Annotated in this window: 15 protein-coding genes; 7 read left to right on the forward strand and 8 right to left on the reverse strand. The window is 73.0% G+C overall.

From position 1 onward, the window contains the following. Position 1 precedes the first annotated feature (1 nt). From ABEB00_RS13180 to folE, 5 genes are all read left to right on the forward strand, one after another. Positions 2 to 1,132 (forward strand): zinc-dependent metalloprotease, encoded by a 1,131-nt coding sequence (locus ABEB00_RS13180; RefSeq protein ID WP_345619638.1) that lies wholly within the window; start codon positions 2 to 4, stop codon positions 1,130 to 1,132. A 195-nt stretch (positions 1,133 to 1,327) separates the two neighbouring features. After that, on the forward strand, positions 1,328 to 2,437 hold the full coding sequence (tilS, locus tag ABEB00_RS13185; RefSeq protein WP_345619639.1) for a tRNA lysidine(34) synthetase TilS: 1,110 nt from the start codon (positions 1,328 to 1,330) through the stop codon (positions 2,435 to 2,437). 77 nt (positions 2,438 to 2,514) lie between these two features. Next, a complete protein-coding gene (hpt, locus tag ABEB00_RS13190; protein WP_345619641.1) occupies positions 2,515 to 3,075 on the forward strand; it encodes a hypoxanthine phosphoribosyltransferase in 561 nt (186 codons plus the stop codon). A gap of 185 nt (positions 3,076 to 3,260) precedes the next feature. Next, positions 3,261 to 5,300 (forward strand): ATP-dependent zinc metalloprotease FtsH, encoded by a 2,040-nt coding sequence (ftsH, locus tag ABEB00_RS13195; RefSeq protein WP_345619643.1) that lies wholly within the window; start codon positions 3,261 to 3,263, stop codon positions 5,298 to 5,300. Between the two features lie 120 nt (positions 5,301 to 5,420). Next, positions 5,421 to 6,026 carry a GTP cyclohydrolase I FolE gene (folE, locus tag ABEB00_RS13200; protein WP_345619645.1) on the forward strand — a complete coding sequence of 202 codons (606 nt, stop codon included), beginning with the start codon at positions 5,421 to 5,423 and terminating at the stop codon, positions 6,024 to 6,026. 49 nt (positions 6,027 to 6,075) lie between these two features. Here folE and ABEB00_RS13205 read toward each other — a convergent pair whose 3' ends face one another. The 5 genes from ABEB00_RS13205 to folP all read right to left on the reverse strand — a co-directional run bounded on the left by ABEB00_RS13205 (position 6,076) and on the right by folP (position 9,227). After that, entirely contained in the window at positions 6,076 to 6,561 is a 486-nt protein-coding gene (locus ABEB00_RS13205) for a DUF3180 domain-containing protein (protein ID WP_345619646.1), read from the reverse strand. A gap of 56 nt (positions 6,562 to 6,617) precedes the next feature. Continuing rightward, entirely contained in the window at positions 6,618 to 7,229 is a 612-nt protein-coding gene (folK, locus tag ABEB00_RS13210) for a 2-amino-4-hydroxy-6-hydroxymethyldihydropteridine diphosphokinase (RefSeq protein ID WP_345619647.1), read from the reverse strand. Then, positions 7,226 to 7,585 carry a dihydroneopterin aldolase gene (folB, locus tag ABEB00_RS13215; RefSeq protein ID WP_345619648.1) on the reverse strand — a complete coding sequence of 120 codons (360 nt, stop codon included), beginning with the start codon at positions 7,583 to 7,585 and terminating at the stop codon, positions 7,226 to 7,228. Before folB ends, folK begins: the two co-directional genes overlap by 4 nt. 236 nt (positions 7,586 to 7,821) lie before the next feature. Beyond that, positions 7,822 to 8,325 carry a nuclear transport factor 2 family protein gene (locus ABEB00_RS13220; protein ID WP_345619649.1) on the reverse strand — a complete coding sequence of 168 codons (504 nt, stop codon included), beginning with the start codon at positions 8,323 to 8,325 and terminating at the stop codon, positions 7,822 to 7,824. Continuing rightward, complete coding sequence (gene folP, locus ABEB00_RS13225) at positions 8,322 to 9,227, reverse strand: dihydropteroate synthase (protein WP_345619650.1); 906 nt, start codon at positions 9,225 to 9,227, stop codon at positions 8,322 to 8,324. Before folP ends, ABEB00_RS13220 begins: the two co-directional genes overlap by 4 nt. Before the next feature lie 653 nt (positions 9,228 to 9,880). On the opposite strand from folP, the gene ABEB00_RS13230 reads away from it, so the two are divergent. Next, entirely contained in the window at positions 9,881 to 11,407 is a 1,527-nt protein-coding gene (locus ABEB00_RS13230; RefSeq protein WP_345619651.1) for a hypothetical protein, read from the forward strand. Positions 11,408 to 11,422: 15 nt separating this feature from the next. Here ABEB00_RS13230 and ABEB00_RS13235 read toward each other — a convergent pair whose 3' ends face one another. Together ABEB00_RS13235 and ABEB00_RS13240 are read right to left on the reverse strand one after the other, a co-directional pair. Then, positions 11,423 to 12,769 carry a PH domain-containing protein gene (locus tag ABEB00_RS13235; protein WP_345619685.1) on the reverse strand — a complete coding sequence of 449 codons (1,347 nt, stop codon included), beginning with the start codon at positions 12,767 to 12,769 and terminating at the stop codon, positions 11,423 to 11,425. A 2-nt stretch (positions 12,770 to 12,771) separates the two neighbouring features. Beyond that, complete coding sequence (locus tag ABEB00_RS13240) at positions 12,772 to 13,278, reverse strand: PH domain-containing protein (RefSeq protein ID WP_345619653.1); 507 nt, start codon at positions 13,276 to 13,278, stop codon at positions 12,772 to 12,774. A gap of 31 nt (positions 13,279 to 13,309) precedes the next feature. On the opposite strand from ABEB00_RS13240, the gene ABEB00_RS13245 reads away from it, so the two are divergent. Beyond that, complete coding sequence (locus ABEB00_RS13245) at positions 13,310 to 14,461, forward strand: NADH-quinone oxidoreductase subunit D (RefSeq protein ID WP_345619654.1); 1,152 nt, start codon at positions 13,310 to 13,312, stop codon at positions 14,459 to 14,461. A gap of 111 nt (positions 14,462 to 14,572) precedes the next feature. Here the strand turns inward: ABEB00_RS13245 and ABEB00_RS13250 are convergent. Next, on the reverse strand, positions 14,573 to 15,598 hold a 1,026-nt coding region (locus ABEB00_RS13250; RefSeq protein ID WP_345619655.1), incomplete at its 5' end, for an SAM-dependent methyltransferase.

Genomic DNA, 15,598 nt, shown 5'->3' on the forward strand with positions numbered 1-15,598 from the left:
CATGACGAGCATCGGTGGTGCCGCATCTTCCGGGATGGTCGACTGGAACCTCGCGGTGGCGACCGCGACCCGCCTGGTGAGGCCGGGCCCGGAGGTGAGCCGGGACGAGGCCCGCGCCATCGTCGCGGAACTGCGCCGGCACGCCAAGGAGTCCGAGGAGCACGTCCGGGGCTTCACCCGGATGGCCTCCGAGGGGGCGGACGACACCCCCGTCCTCGTCGTCGACCGCCCGGGCTGGGCCCGGGCCAACGTCGCCGGCTTCCGGGAACTGCTCAAGCCGCTGCTGGAGAAGATGCAGGAGCGCCGCGGCGCCAGCCCCGGCGGCGCGGTCTTCAACGCCGTCGGCGGCAAGGTCACCGGCGTCGAACTGGGCATGCTGCTCTCCTTCCTGTCCTCCCGCGTCCTCGGCCAGTACGAGACCTTCGCCCCCGCCACCCGCGAACTGCCCGCCGGTACGGGCGGCGGCGGCCGGCTGCTCCTGGTCGCCCCGAACATCGTCCACGTCGAGCGCGAACTCGACGTCGACCCGCACGACTTCCGGCTCTGGGTCTGCCTGCACGAGGAGACCCACCGCACCCAGTTCACGGCCGTGCCCTGGCTGCGCGACCACCTCCAGGGCGAGATCCAGTCGTTCCTGAGCGAGACCGACGTCGATCCCATGACCGTGCTCGAACGCGTTCGCGAGGCGGCCCAGACACTCGCCGGAGGCCGTCCCGAGGGCGAGGAGGACGACGGCGGCCGGTCGCTGGTCGAACTGGTCCAGACGCCGGCCCAGCGGGAGATCCTCGGCCGCCTCACCGCGGTGATGTCCCTGCTGGAGGGGCACGCCGACTTCGTGATGGACGGGGTCGGCCCCGCCGTGGTGCCGAGCGTCGGGGAGATCCGCGAGAAGTTCCAGCAGCGCCGCGCCAAGGGCGCCTCCCGGCTCGACCTCGCCCTGCGCAAGCTGCTCGGCCTGGACGCCAAGCTGCGCCAGTACCGGGACGGCGAGCGCTTCGTGCGGGCCGTCGTCGAGGAGGCCGGCATGGACGGTTTCAACCGCGTGTGGACCTCGCCCAACACCCTCCCCACCAAGGCGGAGATCGCCAAACCGGCGGACTGGATCGCGCGGGTGCACCGCAAGTCCGAGTAGTGAAGAGGAGTGCGGGGGGCGTGGAAACGATCCGGCCGACGACAGGTTGACGCCCCTTCAATCACCCGTCCGAGGGACCGTGGGCCTCCGGCAGGCGTGCGATGCTCGGGGAACGCCCCGTTTCTGTCACCATCTACACACTCTGCGTGACCGACGCGAGGGCATCCCTCGAAAACTTCATGAAGGGCACCGGACATGGGTCCCCATCCTGCGGTCGCGGCGATACGCCTGGCGGTCCGCCGCGTCCTCCACGACATCCTCACCGACCACCACCGCGAGCCCGGCCGGCACAGCGAGCCCCCGGGCACCGCTGCCACCGCCGGCGTCGCCCGCGAGCCCGCGCACGCGGGCCCCCGCGCCGCCTCGCCCCCCGCCCTGCACGAGCGGCCGCCGGCCCCGCTCGTCCTGGTGGCGTGCTCCGGCGGCGCGGACTCCATGGCGCTCGCCTCCGCCCTCGCCTTCGAAGCCCCCCGGCTGGGCGTCCGGGCCGGCGGCGTCACCGTCGACCACGGCCTCCAGCCCGGTTCCGACCTGCGCGCCGAGGAGGTCGTCCTGCGCCTGCGCGCGCTCGGCCTCGACCCGGTGGAGGCCACCGCCGTCACCGTCGGCCGCGACGGCGGACCCGAGGCCGCCGCCCGGGACGCCCGCTACGCCGCCCTGGACGACGCCGCCGAACGCCATGGCGCCGCCGCCGTCCTGCTCGGCCACACCCGCGACGACCAGGCCGAGACGGTCCTGCTGGGCCTGGCCCGCGGCTCCGGCATCCGCTCCCTGTCGGGCATGGCCGCGGTCTCGGGGGCCGACGGCCGTTACCGGCGCCCCTTCCTCCGGATCGACCGCCAGACCGCCCGCCGGGCCTGCATGGTCCAGTCCCTGCCGGTCTGGGACGACCCCCACAACACCGACCCGGCCTACACCCGCTCCCGGCTGCGCCACGAGGGCCTGCCCGCCCTGGAGAAGGCGCTCGGCAAGGGCGTCGTGGAGGCACTCGCCCGGACGGCCCAGCTCTCCCGCGACGACGCGGACGCCCTCGACGACTGGGCCCGCCGGGCCGAGGCGGGCGTCCGCGACGCCTCGGGCAAGCTGGAGTGCGGCAAGCTCTACGCCCTGCCGTCCGCCGTCCGCCGCCGGATCCTGCGCCGCGCCGCCATCCAGGCCGGCGCTCCGGCCGGTTCCCTGTTCGCCCGCCACATCGAGGAAGTCGACCGGCTGATCACCGGCTGGCGCGGCCAGGGAGCCATCAACCTGCCCGGCAAGGTCGTCGCCCAGCGGCAGGGTGGCAGACTGGTGATTCGGCAGGGCTGAAGTCCGACCGCCCGGAGGGACCCTCCGGCGGCCGGTCCGGGCAGCCGGAGGCCGTAAGTGCGGGACGACCGAAAGTGATGCGGGTGGACGCGAACGACATGGGTGCCGACCTTCAGCGGGTACTCATCACGAAGGAAGAGATCGACGCCAAACTGGCCGAGGTGGCCGCGAAGATCGACGCGGAGTACGCGGGCAAGGACCTGCTCATCGTCGGTGTCCTCAAGGGCGCGGTGATGGTCATGGCCGACCTCGCGCGGGCGCTGTCCACCCCGGTCACCATGGACTGGATGGCCGTGTCCTCGTACGGCGCGGGCACCCAGTCCTCCGGTGTCGTCCGGATCCTCAAGGACCTGGACACCGACATCAAGGGCCGGCACGTCCTGATCGTCGAGGACATCATCGACTCCGGGCTGACCCTGTCCTGGCTGCTGTCCAACCTCGGCTCGCGCGAGCCCGCCTCCCTCAAGGTGTGCACGCTGCTGCGCAAGCCCGACGCCGCCAAGGTCGCCATCGACGTGGAATGGGTCGGCTTCGACATCCCGAACGAGTTCGTCGTCGGCTACGGCCTGGACTACGCCGAGAAGTACCGCAACCTGCCGTTCGTCGGGACGCTCGCGCCCCACGTCTACGGCGGCTGACGCGGTTCCCCGGCGGCCCCGCGGGCCGGCCGGGAACCCCGGCGGCCCTCGCGCCGTTGGAGCATGCAGACGGTGCTGCCAGACTTCCCCTGCGGCTACGGCCGAGGAAGCTGGGGTACGGTCAGAAGAACTGTCTTATCAAACTCACTATGGCAGGAGGGACGGGGCGGCACCGCTCCGTGTGGATGGACGTGAAGCGATACTTCCGTGGGCCGGTCATGTGGATCGTGCTGGCCGTCCTTGCCGTGGTCGTGTTGATGCAGGTCGTCGGCTCGTCCGGCGGCTACAAGACGGTGGACACAGGCCAGGTCGTCCAGGCGATCAACCAGAACCGGGTCGAGTCGGCCAAGGTCACCACCGGTGACGAGCAGACCGTGAAGGTCCAGCTCAAGGATGGCGTAAAGGTCGAGGGCAGCTCGAAGATCCAGGCGAGCTACATCGGCGATCAGGGCGTGGACATCGCCAACACGCTGCAGAACAAGTACCAGGACAAGCAGATCCCGGACGGCTACACCGTCTCGCCGTCCAAGCAGAATCCGTTCGTCGGGCTGCTGATCACCCTGCTTCCCTTCGTCCTCATCGTGGTCATCTTCCTGTTCCTGATGAACCAGATGCAGGGCGGCGGCTCCCGGGTCATGAACTTCGGCAAGTCCAAGGCCAAGCTCATCACCAAGGACACCCCGAAGACGACCTTCTCCGACGTCGCCGGTTCGGACGAGGCCGTCGAGGAACTCCACGAGATCAAGGAGTTCCTCCAGGAGCCGGCCAAGTTCCAGGCCGTCGGCGCCAAGATCCCCAAGGGCGTCCTGCTCTACGGGCCCCCCGGCACCGGCAAGACCCTGCTGGCGCGAGCCGTCGCGGGCGAGGCCGGCGTCCCCTTCTACTCGATCTCCGGTTCCGACTTCGTCGAGATGTTCGTCGGCGTCGGTGCCTCCCGTGTGCGTGACCTGTTCGAGCAGGCCAAGGCGAACGCCCCGGCGATCGTCTTCGTCGACGAGATCGACGCGGTCGGCCGCCATCGCGGCGCCGGCCTCGGCGGCGGTCACGACGAGCGCGAGCAGACCCTGAACCAGCTCCTCGTCGAGATGGACGGCTTCGACGTCAAGGGCGGCGTGATCCTCATCGCCGCGACGAACCGGCCCGACATCCTCGACCCGGCGCTGCTGCGTCCCGGCCGTTTCGACCGGCAGATCGCCGTCGACCGTCCGGACATGCAGGGCCGTCTGGAGATCCTCAAGGTCCACCAGAAGGGCAAGCCGGTCGCGCCGGACGTCGACCTCTCGGCCGTCGCCCGCCGCACCCCCGGCATGACCGGTGCCGATCTGGCCAACGTGCTGAACGAGGCCGCGCTGCTGACGGCCCGCAGTGACCTGAAGCTGATCGACAACCACATGCTGGACGAGGCGATCGACCGCGTCGTGGCCGGACCGCAGAAGCGGACCCGGATCATGTCGGACAAGGAGAAGAAGATCACCGCGTACCACGAGGGCGGACACGCCCTGGTCGCGGCGGCCTCACCGAACTCCGACCCCGTCCACAAGATCACCATCCTCTCCCGGGGCCGCGCCCTGGGGTACACGATGGTGCTCCCGGACGAGGACAAGTACTCGACCACGCGCAACGAGATGCTCGACCAGCTCGCCTACATGCTGGGCGGCCGGGCGGCCGAGGAACTGGTCTTCCACGACCCGACCACGGGCGCCGCCAACGACATCGAGAAGGCCACCGGCCTGGCTCGGGCGATGGTCACCCAGTACGGCATGACCGAGCGCCTCGGCGCGATCAAGTTCGGTGGCGACAACACCGAGCCGTTCCTCGGGCGTGAGATGTCTCATCAGCGCGACTACTCGGAAGAGGTCGCGGCGCTCGTCGACGAAGAGGTCAAGAAGCTCATCGAGACCGCGCACAACGAGGCGTGGGAGATCCTGGTCGAGAACCGCGACGTCCTCGACAACCTGGTCCTGGCCCTCCTGGAGAAGGAGACGCTGGGCAAGGAGGAGATCGCCGAGGTCTTCGCCCAGATCGTCAAGCGCCCGGCCCGGCCCGCCTGGACCGGTTCGTCGCGTCGTACGCCGTCCACCCGGCCGCCGGTGCTCTCCCCCAAGGAGCTGGCACTGACGAACGGCGCGAACGGCGCCACGGCGGCGATCACCACCGCCAAGAGCACCACGGCGGAGCCCGCCCCGGCTCCGGAACGGGCCCCGGAGGACCGCCCGGAGAGCTGACCGCTCGCCGGACGGCCCCACCGGGCCCGGAATGTATGCCGCGCCCCCCAGGTTCTAGCCTGGGGGGCGCGGCATATCCGTATGCCTTGAGGCAGGACCGTGACAGGAACGAGGCACCACATGACCGACCCCGTGACGCTGGACGGCGAGGGCGCCATCGGCGAGTTCGACGAGAAGCGCGCCGAGAGCGCCGTACGCGAACTGCTGATCGCGGTCGGCGAGGACCCCGACCGGGAGGGTCTGCGGGAGACGCCGGCGCGGGTGGCGCGGGCCTACCGGGAGATCTTCGCCGGGCTGTGGCAGCGGCCGGAGGACGTGCTGACGACGACGTTCGACCTCGGGCACGACGAGATGGTGCTCGTGAAGGACATCGAGGTGTACTCGACCTGTGAGCACCACCTGGTGCCCTTCCGGGGCGTCGCTCACGTCGGTTACATCCCGGCCACCACCGGCAAGATCACCGGTCTCTCCAAGCTGGCCCGCCTCGTCGACGTCTACGCCCGACGCCCCCAGGTGCAGGAACGGCTCACCACCCAGATAGCGGACTCCCTGATGGAGATCCTGGAGCCGCGGGGCGTGATCGTCGTCGTGGAGTGCGAGCACATGTGCATGTCGATGCGCGGTATCCGCAAGCCCGGCGCGAAGACGCTCACGTCGGCGGTGCGCGGGCAGCTTCGGGACGCCGCGACCCGCGCCGAGGCGATGAGCCTCATCATGGCGCGCTGACGCGGACCGGTCCTCGGGCCGCCGGATCGCCGGGTCGCCGGGTCGCCCCTCAGGCTGCCGGAGCGGCCTGCGGGTTGTCGTCCTCGTCCTCCGGCAGGCGGCAGACCCGCTCCAGGAAGAGGGCGGCGGCTATGACCGCGATTCCCGCCACGACCGAGAAACCGGCGTAGATCGCCTGGTCGCGGCGGGCGGGGATGTCGAGGGAGCCCAGCAGGAAGACCCCGGTGCCGCCGTACATCCCGGCGGCGAGGGCGGCGACCAGGGCGCTGGCCTGGCCGAAGACGACCGCTCGGGCCGCCATCATGGGGTCGACGCCCTTGGCGTCGGGGACGCGGTCGCGCTGGGCCCGCAGCCGGGCGCGCAGGGAGAGCGCCGTGGCCAGCAGGACCGCGGCGATCAGAGCCAGGACGACCGGGGCGGCCAGCGGCACGCTCGGCAGCGTCCCGACCGAGTTCCACAGGCGGGCGCCCGCCCAGGCCAGGATCCCGGCCACGACGAAGACGCCGGCCAGCACCCTGATACGCAGCTCTTTCACGGTGTCCCTTCGGTTCCCGGCAGGAGTCCCCGTCCGCCGTCCTGTGACCTTAACGACTACTCGGGCAGCCGGAGTTCCAGATCGGCGCGGGGGGCGACGCCCTCGCGGGGCACGGCGCCCAGCAGATCGGCGACCGGGCCGCGGCCGGCGAGCCGGGCGTCGGGGTCCAGGTCGTGCCAGGGCGCGAGGACGAAGGCCCGCTCGTGGGCACGGGGGTGGGGGAGGGTGAGGTGCGGGTCGTCGGAGACGACGTCCGCGTACGCCACGATGTCGACGTCGAGGGTGCGTGGGCCCCAGCGCTCCTCCCGGACGCGGTGGAACGCCTCTTCGACGGCGTGCGCCCGCTCCAGCAGGGAGGACGGGGGGAGCGTGGTCTTCAGGACCACGACGGCGTTGAGGTACGAGGGCTGGGTGCCCGGATCGACACCCCAGGGCTCGGTCTCGTAGACCGGGGAGACTCCCTTGACGCGGACACCGGGGGTGTCCTCCAGCGCGTCGATGGCGCCCTGGAGGGTCTCCAGCCGGTTGCCGAGGTTGGCTCCGAGGGAGAGCACGGCGCGCTTCGGGTTGGACAGCGTGGTGTCGGCGGCGTCGACCTTGTCGACGACCGAGGCCGGAACCGGCTGGACGGTCGGGTCGGTGGGACCCTTGAGGTACGGGGCGCTCATACACGGCTCCGGGTGATGGTGACGGTCACGTCGTCGAAGGGGACGGTGATCGGGGCGTCCGGCTTGTGGACGCGGACCTCGACCTCCTCGACCGCCTCGTGCTTCAGGCAGACCTGGGCGATGCGCTCGGCGAGCGTCTCGACGAGGTTGACGGGCTCGCCCGCCACGACGGCCACGACCTCCTCGGCGACGATGCCGTAGTGCACGGTCTTCGCCAGGTCGTCGTCGGCCGCGGCCGGCCGGGTGTCCAGTCCGAGGACGAGATCCACGAGGAAGGTCTGGCCCTCCTCGCGCTCCCTGGGGAACACCCCGTGGTGCCCGCGGGCCTTGAGGCCGCGCAGCGCGACACGATCCACGCGAATCACTCCTGCAGTTGTCGGTCAGGGCCGGTCCGTGCCGGGTGCGGTCGGCGCACCGGCCGGAGTCGAATCTACCCGCGAGCACTGACGGTCCCGGGCCGCGGGGGCGCGGGAGAGGCCGGGAGCCGAGGGGGCGCGCGGTGCGTCCCCCCTGGCGGACCCCGCTGCTCACGGGCTGGTAGCCGCCCATACCCACCGGTCGGTGATTCCAACCACTTCTTGGTCGGTACGGATCAGGCGGGTGACTCCTCGTCGTCCTCCTCCTCGCTCCCGGCCAGGACCGGCGAGGCGTGGTGCGACCAGAGCTTCCAGCCGGCGGCCGTGCGCCGGAACACGTTGGTGGCGACGACGAGCTGTCCCAGCAGCGGTCCCAGTTCGTCGCCCTCCGCGGGCGCGGGACCACCGCTGAGAATGTTCTCCGTGCAGGTCACCAGGGCGGTGTCGCCGGTGACGGAGACGTGCGTGTCGGTGAGGAAGAACTGGATGTAGTCGGTGTTCGCCATGATCAGGGCGTAGGACCGCAGGACCTCGCCGCGTCCGCTCAGCACCGGCCAGCCGGGGTGCACGCAGGAGATCACGCCGGCGTCGGCCGGGTCGTGGTACGTCTCGTCGACGTCCACGTCGGACGGGCTGAGCCAGAGCGCGCTCAGCAGTTCGAAGTCGCCCTGTTCCAGGGCCGCGTAGAAGGAGGTGTTGGCCGCCTCCACCTTCTCGACATCCGTGTGCGGGGCGCTCACCGGGCTCCGTCCGGGCCCGTGACCGTCGTGCCCGGGGCGGGCGCGCCCGCGCCCTCGATGGCGCGCGCCACGCGTACGGCGTCCGCCGTCGCGCGCACCTCGTGCACCCGCACCGCCCAGGCGCCGGCGTGCGCCGCGAGCGCGGAGACGGCGGCGGTGGCGGCGTCGCGTTCCCGCGCGGGCGGCGGGGCGCCCCCGGGTCCGGCGAGGACCCGGCCGAGGAAACGTTTGCGGGAGGCGGCGACCAGAAGCGGGTGGCCCAAGGATCGCAGCCGGTCGAGGCGGGCCAGCAGCTCCAGGTCGTGCCCGGCGTCCTTGGAGAAGCCGAGACCGGGGTCGACGACGATCCGGTCGGGAGCGATGCCGCCCTCCAGGAGGGCCTCCACGCGGGCGCGCAGTTCGTCGACGACCTCCGTGACGACGTCCCGGTAGGTGCCCCGGACGTTGCCGCCCTCCAGATAGCCGCGCCAGTGCATGACGACGAAGGGGGCGCCGCGCTCCGCGACGACCGGGATCATCCGGTCGTCGGCGAGGCCGCCGCTGACGTCGTTGACCAGGGCGGCGCCGGCGGCGAGGGACTGCTCGGCGACGCGGGCGCGCATGGTGTCGACGGAGAGGGTGACGCCCTCGGAGGCCAGGCCGCGCACGACCGGCACGACCCGCCGCAGCTCCTCGTCCTCGTCGACCCGGCTGGCACCGGGACGGGTGGACTCGCCGCCCACGTCGATGAGGTCCGCGCCCTCGGCGACCAGGTCGAGGCCGTGTTTGATGGCGGCCGTCGTGTCGAACCAGCGGCCGCCGTCGGAGAAGGAGTCGGGGGTCACGTTGACGACCCCCATGACCGCGCAGCGGTCCCATGCGGTCAGTCCCGCCACGTGGCGGCGGCCGGTCTGCTTGCTCATGTGTTCAGCGTAGGCCCAGGGCGGGCACGCCTACCTGGGCGGTCCCGGGGCCGGCCCTTCGTTCCACGGCGTCCAGGGGTGTCCACGGCGTCCACGGCGTCCGGTCTCGGAGCAGCCCGTGGCGCCGGGGCGCGGGAGTGGCGCGGGAGCGGGTACGTGCCTCGCCCGGGGAACCGTTCGACTGGCAAATGCCCGTCTGCCGCGCGACGCGCAGTCCCGGGCGGACAGCCCCCGGGACGGTGAGAGGGAGACGGAGGTTCACCGTGCGGACCGGCCGTTTCCGGCGCCGGCATCCGAGAACTCCGCGCGCGCCGGTAAGCGGGCTATCGGGCCGGCCCCGGGCGGCGGCCCGAAACGCGACGCCTATACGGGACTTCGGAGATCGTCGCTCGCGGAACCTCCCGGGAGGATTGCCGTACGGCCCCGCGCAACGCCCGCCGGTGTCCGCGAAAGCGCTGCTCAGCGCGTTGTGAGCCCGGCCGCCGGGGATTTACCCGACCCTTTGGCGGATCACCGGGCGCGGCCCGGCCGACAAAAATGATCTTGACTGAATGACACTTTGTTTCCTGATGCTTCGTGAACACTTCTGAGACTGCCGTGTTTTTGTGGGGTGGGGGCGCCAAGATTCGCCTACGCGCGGTAAGTTTCTGGCCATGCCACGTGGACGTCACCGTCATTCCCCGCCTCTGCACAGGCTGCTTCCCCCGTCGGCGATCGCAGGCGTCTCGGTCGTCTGCGCCCTCGGCCCCTGGGTGTTCAGCGAGACGACGGTGCTCCGTGCGCTGGCCGCCGCCGCGGCGGCGACCGCGATCGCCGGTGCCGTCGTCATGCGGCACTGGGACGCCCAGGCGGGCAGGCGCGTCGCCGACCTCACGCGCGCGCGGGCGAGCGACGAGTGGCGTTTCGAGGAACGTGTCGCCGAGCTGGAGTCGGACCTGGAGGAGTCGCGCGAGCTGCGCGGCAAGCTGGAGCAGCGGCTGCGCGCCAAGCGCGCGGAGCTGGCGGGGCTGCGCAACGAGCACGCCTCGCTCCTGCGCCGGTACGCCACGGCGGAGACCGAGCGCGCCAGCGCCCTGGAGGGCCGTAGGCGGCTCGAACTGGAGGCGGTGGCCCCCGCCCCGGCACTGCCCGCCGCCCGCGCGGTGCCGGCCCAGGCGGGGCCCGTCGAGCCCGACGTGACGGCGGACCCGGAGGCCGACGAGAACGGCGGCCCCACCCCGGACGGCGACGCGGAGCGGGCGCAGGCCCCCTCGGTCTTCTCCCCGAAGGGCTCGCGGCTGTTCCTGCGGGCCGGCTCAGCGGCGGAGCGGCTGGAGAAGGCCGACGCCACCGGAGCGGACGCGTCCGAGCGCGACGGCCGGAACGCCGAGGCCGCCGAGCCCGCCGAGGCCGCCGAGGACCGCGGGGTCCCAGAGGACACCGAGGAGGCCGAGGGGGCCGACGAGGCCGAAGTCCACGCGGAGGGCGAGGGCGGCGGCACCCGGGCAGACCACGAAGCCGACGCCGGCCCCGGCCCCCACGCGGCGCACGACACGGACACCGGTACCGACACGGACACGGACATCGATGGCGTCGCCGACACCGACACCGATGGCGCCGCCGAGACCGACGACGACGGCGGTGACGACGACGGTGGCGGTGGTGGGCGGGAGGCCGACGCGGCGGCCGATCCCGCCCCGCAGGACGAGGGCCGGGTACGCCCCGAGGCCGCGGACGGCCACCAGCGCGCGGAGTCCGCTTCCGATCAGCCGGGTCGGCCCGATCAGCCCGATCAGCCCGACCAGCCCGATCGGCCCCTGCCGGACCGGTCCGGCCCGCCGGCCCAGCCCACCCACCGGGCTTCCGGGCACTTCACCGTGCCGACCGCGGTGGCGGTCGCCCCGGCCGCCGCTCCCGCGCGGCGTCCGGCGGGCGGGGGCGGCTTCGACTTCTTCGGCAACAAGACGCCGGACCCCTCCGGTCCGGCCGAAGAGGGCTCGGAGACCCTGGCGGCCGTCCAGAACGAGGACCTCGCCGACGTGGTGGGCCAGGAGGCGCTGGCCCTGCACAAGGCCGAGGCCGAGGCCGGGTTCAAGCCGGCCGGCGCGGAGTCCCGCGGCGTCGGCCAGGTCATCGACCTGACGGCACACGACGAGACCGAGCAGATCGACGTGGAGGGACTGCGCAGCGCGGTGTCCTGACCGGCTGCCGCCCCGTCACCCCCGCGCCATCCACCGGTCCGGTCGCGCGTCGCGCCGCCCGGTGCGGGACCGTTCCGCCTGGGCGCGCAGCAGCTCCGCCGCCTCTCCGGCGTCGCGCAGCCGGGCCGTCACCGTCTTGCCGGCCCCCGTGTCCACCCGTACGTCCGCGACCCGCGCGGCGCGCTGCCACGGCCCCTGCGTCAGCCGCACGCTCTGCACCTTGGCGTGCGGCACCAGGGCCAGGCTCCGCCGCAGCAGCCCCTGCCGGGCCACGAACACCGCGTCCGTGACGGCGAGCCCGTAACCGCGCCACCACAGCGGCACGCACCGCCAGGAGCGGTGCGGCGGGCGGGTGAACGCCGACGGCGGCGGTACGGTCACGCCGGGCAGCACGCGGGCGACGACGGACTCGGCGATCTCGCGCGGGGCGACGGGCAGCAGCAGGGAGTTCGAGGACCCGGCGACGTCGATCTCCACCCGCACCCAGTTCCGCCGCCGCCACAGCGGCGGCTGGACGATCCGCACGGTCTGCACCCGCCCCGGCGGCACCGTCTCGTGCGTACGGTCCAGCAGCCCGTGGTCGATGCGGAGCCCGTCCGGCGACTCGGCCAGCGTCCAGTCGTACTCGCCGACGAACCGCCCCACGCTGCTCGCGCCCGCCGCGCCCAGCAGCGGCACCGCCGTCGCCAGCACGGTCCACAGGCTGTGGGTGGCCAGCCACAGCAGCGTCGGTACGACGACGGCGGCGGCCAGCGTGGCCCAGGTCGCGCCGGTCAGCAGCAGCGAGACGGCGATGACCCCGGGCGGCACACGCAGCAACTGCCGCGCGGGCGCCTCACCGATCCCGGCCGCGTCCTCGGGGGCGAAACCGGCCGCACGCGCGAGCAGCTCGGCGCGCAGCGCCCCCGCCTCGCCGGCGCCCAGGAAGGCCAGCTCGTCCTTCTTCTCGGCGCCTATGACGTCCAGCCTGAGCTTGGCGACGCCGGCCACCCGGGCGAGCAGCGGCTGGGTGACGTCGACGGCCTGGAGACGTTCGAGGCGGATGTGAGCGGTGCGCCGGAAGAACAGGCCGGTGCGGATCCGCAACTCCGTGTCGGTCACCGCGTAGTGGGTGTACCACCAGGTCAGAAAGCCGTACAGGGCGGCGGCCGGGATGAGTACGGCGAGCCCGATCAGCAGGGTGGTCGTGGTCAGCCGGCTGAGCTGGCGCTGTGCCTGGTCGGGGTCGTGCACGGCCCAGCCGGCCAGCACGGCGATCGGCGCCCAGGCCCGCCGCAGGGGCGTTATGGGGTGCAGCCGCCGCTCGGTCACGGGAGGCGGGCCGGCCTCGGCGACGGGCGCGCCGTCCTCGGCGTCGGTCACGGTCACAGCCCCGCCGACCTGGCCTCGCCCAGCTCGGTGAGCCGGTCGCGCAGGCGTTCGGCCTCGGCCGGGACGAGGCCGGGGATGGTGGCGTCGGTCGCGGCGGCGGCCGTGTGCAGTTGCACGCTGGCCAGCCCGAAGTGCCGTTCGACCGGCCCGGAGGTCACCTCGACGAGCTGCATCCGGCCGTACGGCACGACGGTCTCCTCCCGCCACAGCACGCCCCGGCTGATCAGCAGGTCGTCGGCGCGCTCGGCGTACCGCCAGGAGCGCCAGTTGCGCTCCAGCATCACCCAGCCCCACACCAGCAGGGCCAGCGGCAGCAGGGCGAACACCGCCCAGGCCGGTCCGGCGAAGAGACCGAGCAGTACTCCGGTGGCCAGGACCAGCAGCCCCAGCCACACCACCAGCAGCAGCCGTCTCAGGCGCAGCAGTCCCGGCGGCAGCCCCGTCCACACCGGTGCGTGCTCCACCGCGGTCCCCGTGTCGTCCGGGCTCCCCGTTTCCATGGGTTCAGCGTACGTAGGGGAGACTGGGTCCATGACGCCCACGACGGAGACCATGGTCGGCATCGGCGGCGCGGCGGAGAGCACCGACATGGTGCTGAACATCGGGCCGCAGCACCCGTCCACGCACGGCGTGCTCAGGCTCAAGCTCCTCCTGGACGGTGAGCGCATCACCCGCGCGGAACCTGTGATCGGGTACATGCACCGCGGCGCGGAGAAGCTCTTCGAGGCGCGCGACTACCGGCAGATCATCGTGCTCGCCAACCGCCACGACTGGCTGTCGGCGTTCTCCAACGAGCTGGGCGTGGTCCTCGCCGTGGAGCGGATGCTCGGCATGGAGGTGCCCGCCCGCGCGGTGTGGACCCGGACGCTGCTCGCGGAGCTGAACCGGGTGCTCAACCATCTGATGTTCCTCGGTTCGTACCCGCTGGAGCTGGGCGGCATCACCCCGGTCTTCTACGCGTTCCGGGAGCGCGAGGTGCTGCAGACCGTGATGGAGGAGGTCTCCGGCGGGCGCATGCACTACATGTTCAACCGCGTCGGCGGCCTCAAGGAGGACCTGCCGGCCGGGTGGACCACGCGCGCGCGTGCGGCCGTCTCGGCGGTGCGCTCCCGCATGGACGTCTTCGACGACCTCGTGCTCGGCAACGAGATCTTCCGGGGGCGCACGCGCGGGGTGGGCGCGCTCAGCCCCGAGGCCGTGCACGCGTACGGGGTGAGCGGGCCGATCGCGCGGGCCTCCGGCGTCGACTTCGACCTGCGGCGCGACGAGCCCTATCTGGCGTACGGCGAACTCCAGGACGTCCTGAAGGTCGTCTCCCGGAGCGAGGGTGACTGCCTCGCCCGCTTCGAGTGCCTGCTGGAGCAGACGTACAACGCGCTCGACCTCGCCGACGCCTGCCTGGACCGGGTCGCCGAACTGCCGCCCGGCCCGATCAACCAGCGGCTCCCGAAGGTCCTGAAGGCGCCCGAGGGCCACACCTACGCGTGGACCGAGAACCCGCTCGGCATCAACGGCTACTACCTGGTCAGCAAGGGGGAGAAGACCCCGTACCGGCTGAAGCTGCGCTCGGCCTCGTACAACAACATCCAGGCGCTGACCGAGCTGCTGCCCGGGACGCTGGTCGCGGACATGGTGGCGATCCTGGGTTCGATGTTCTTCGTGGTCGGGGACATCGACAAGTAGCCCCTGGTCCCCCGGCCCCCGGTGGACGGGTCGTCCGGTCGAGGCTTTTTACGAGGCCGGTGCCGGTGCCGGTGCCGGGGGCGTCACCGGGGCTGGGGCCGGGGGTCAGGGTCAGGCTGTCGGTGTCAGGAGGCCGCCGTCCGCCGCCTCCAGGGCGCCCGGCGGCAGTCGTACCGGCTGGAGCAGCCAGACGAAGTCGCCCAGGCCGCCCGGCGCGGTCAGTTCGGCGGCCTCGCCGGCGCCCGCGAGGGCCCGTACGTACGCGGCGGGGTCACTGGCGGCCAGCGCGAGCGGGGGGCGTGCGCCGGAGATCCCCAGAGCGCGCAGGGCGTCGCGCTGCGGGAGCAGGCGCTCCCCGGGGAGCGCGCACGCCGCCGCGCACGCGTCCAGGGCCACGTGCGCGGTGAGGTCGCGGGTCCCGTCGGGCACGGGCGCGGTCTCCCGGCCCGCCCGGAAGCCGGTCAGGGTGCCGAAGGGCGGCCGCGCGTCACGCGTGTGCGCGTAGTCGACGGCCACGGCGAGTCCCCGCTCCACCGTCGCCGCGGCGGCCGCCCAGGCGGCGTCCCGGGTGATCCCGACCTCGGCCCGCAGCCCCTCGCCGGCCCCGGCTCCGGCCGGCAGGGGCCACCAGCGGGACAGCCACCGCGCCTCGGGGCCGGCCACCGGGTCGCCGAGCCGTTCGGTGCCGTCGTCGCGGACCAGTACCCGGCGGGGTACGCCCGCCGCGTCCACCTCCGCGATCTCCAGCGGCACGTTGTCCAGCCACTCGTTGGCGAAGAGCAGCCCCGTGATCCCGCGCGGCGGCTCGGCCGCCCACGCGACCCGGGGGTCGAGGTGCCCGGGGCGGCCGGTGATCTCGACGGCACACACGCGGGTGCGTGCGGCCACGTCGGCGGGGAGTGCGGCGAGGACGCCCGCGGCCAGTTCGCCCCGCCCGGCGGCCATGTCCACGAAGTCCAGCGCCGCCGGCCGGCCCAGCGCCTCGTCGACCCGGCACAGCAGCCGGGCCACGGCGGCGGCGAACAGCGGCGAGGCGTGCACGGACGTACGGAAGTGCGCGGCCGGGCCTCGGGGGCCGCGGTAGAAGCCGTCCGGCCCGTACAGCGCCGCCTCGGCCGCCGCGCGCCAGCCCCGGCC

It is taken from the genome of Streptomyces ziwulingensis, from assembly GCF_039542605.1.
GTDB classification, from domain to species: domain Bacteria; phylum Actinomycetota; class Actinomycetes; order Streptomycetales; family Streptomycetaceae; genus Streptomyces; species Streptomyces ziwulingensis.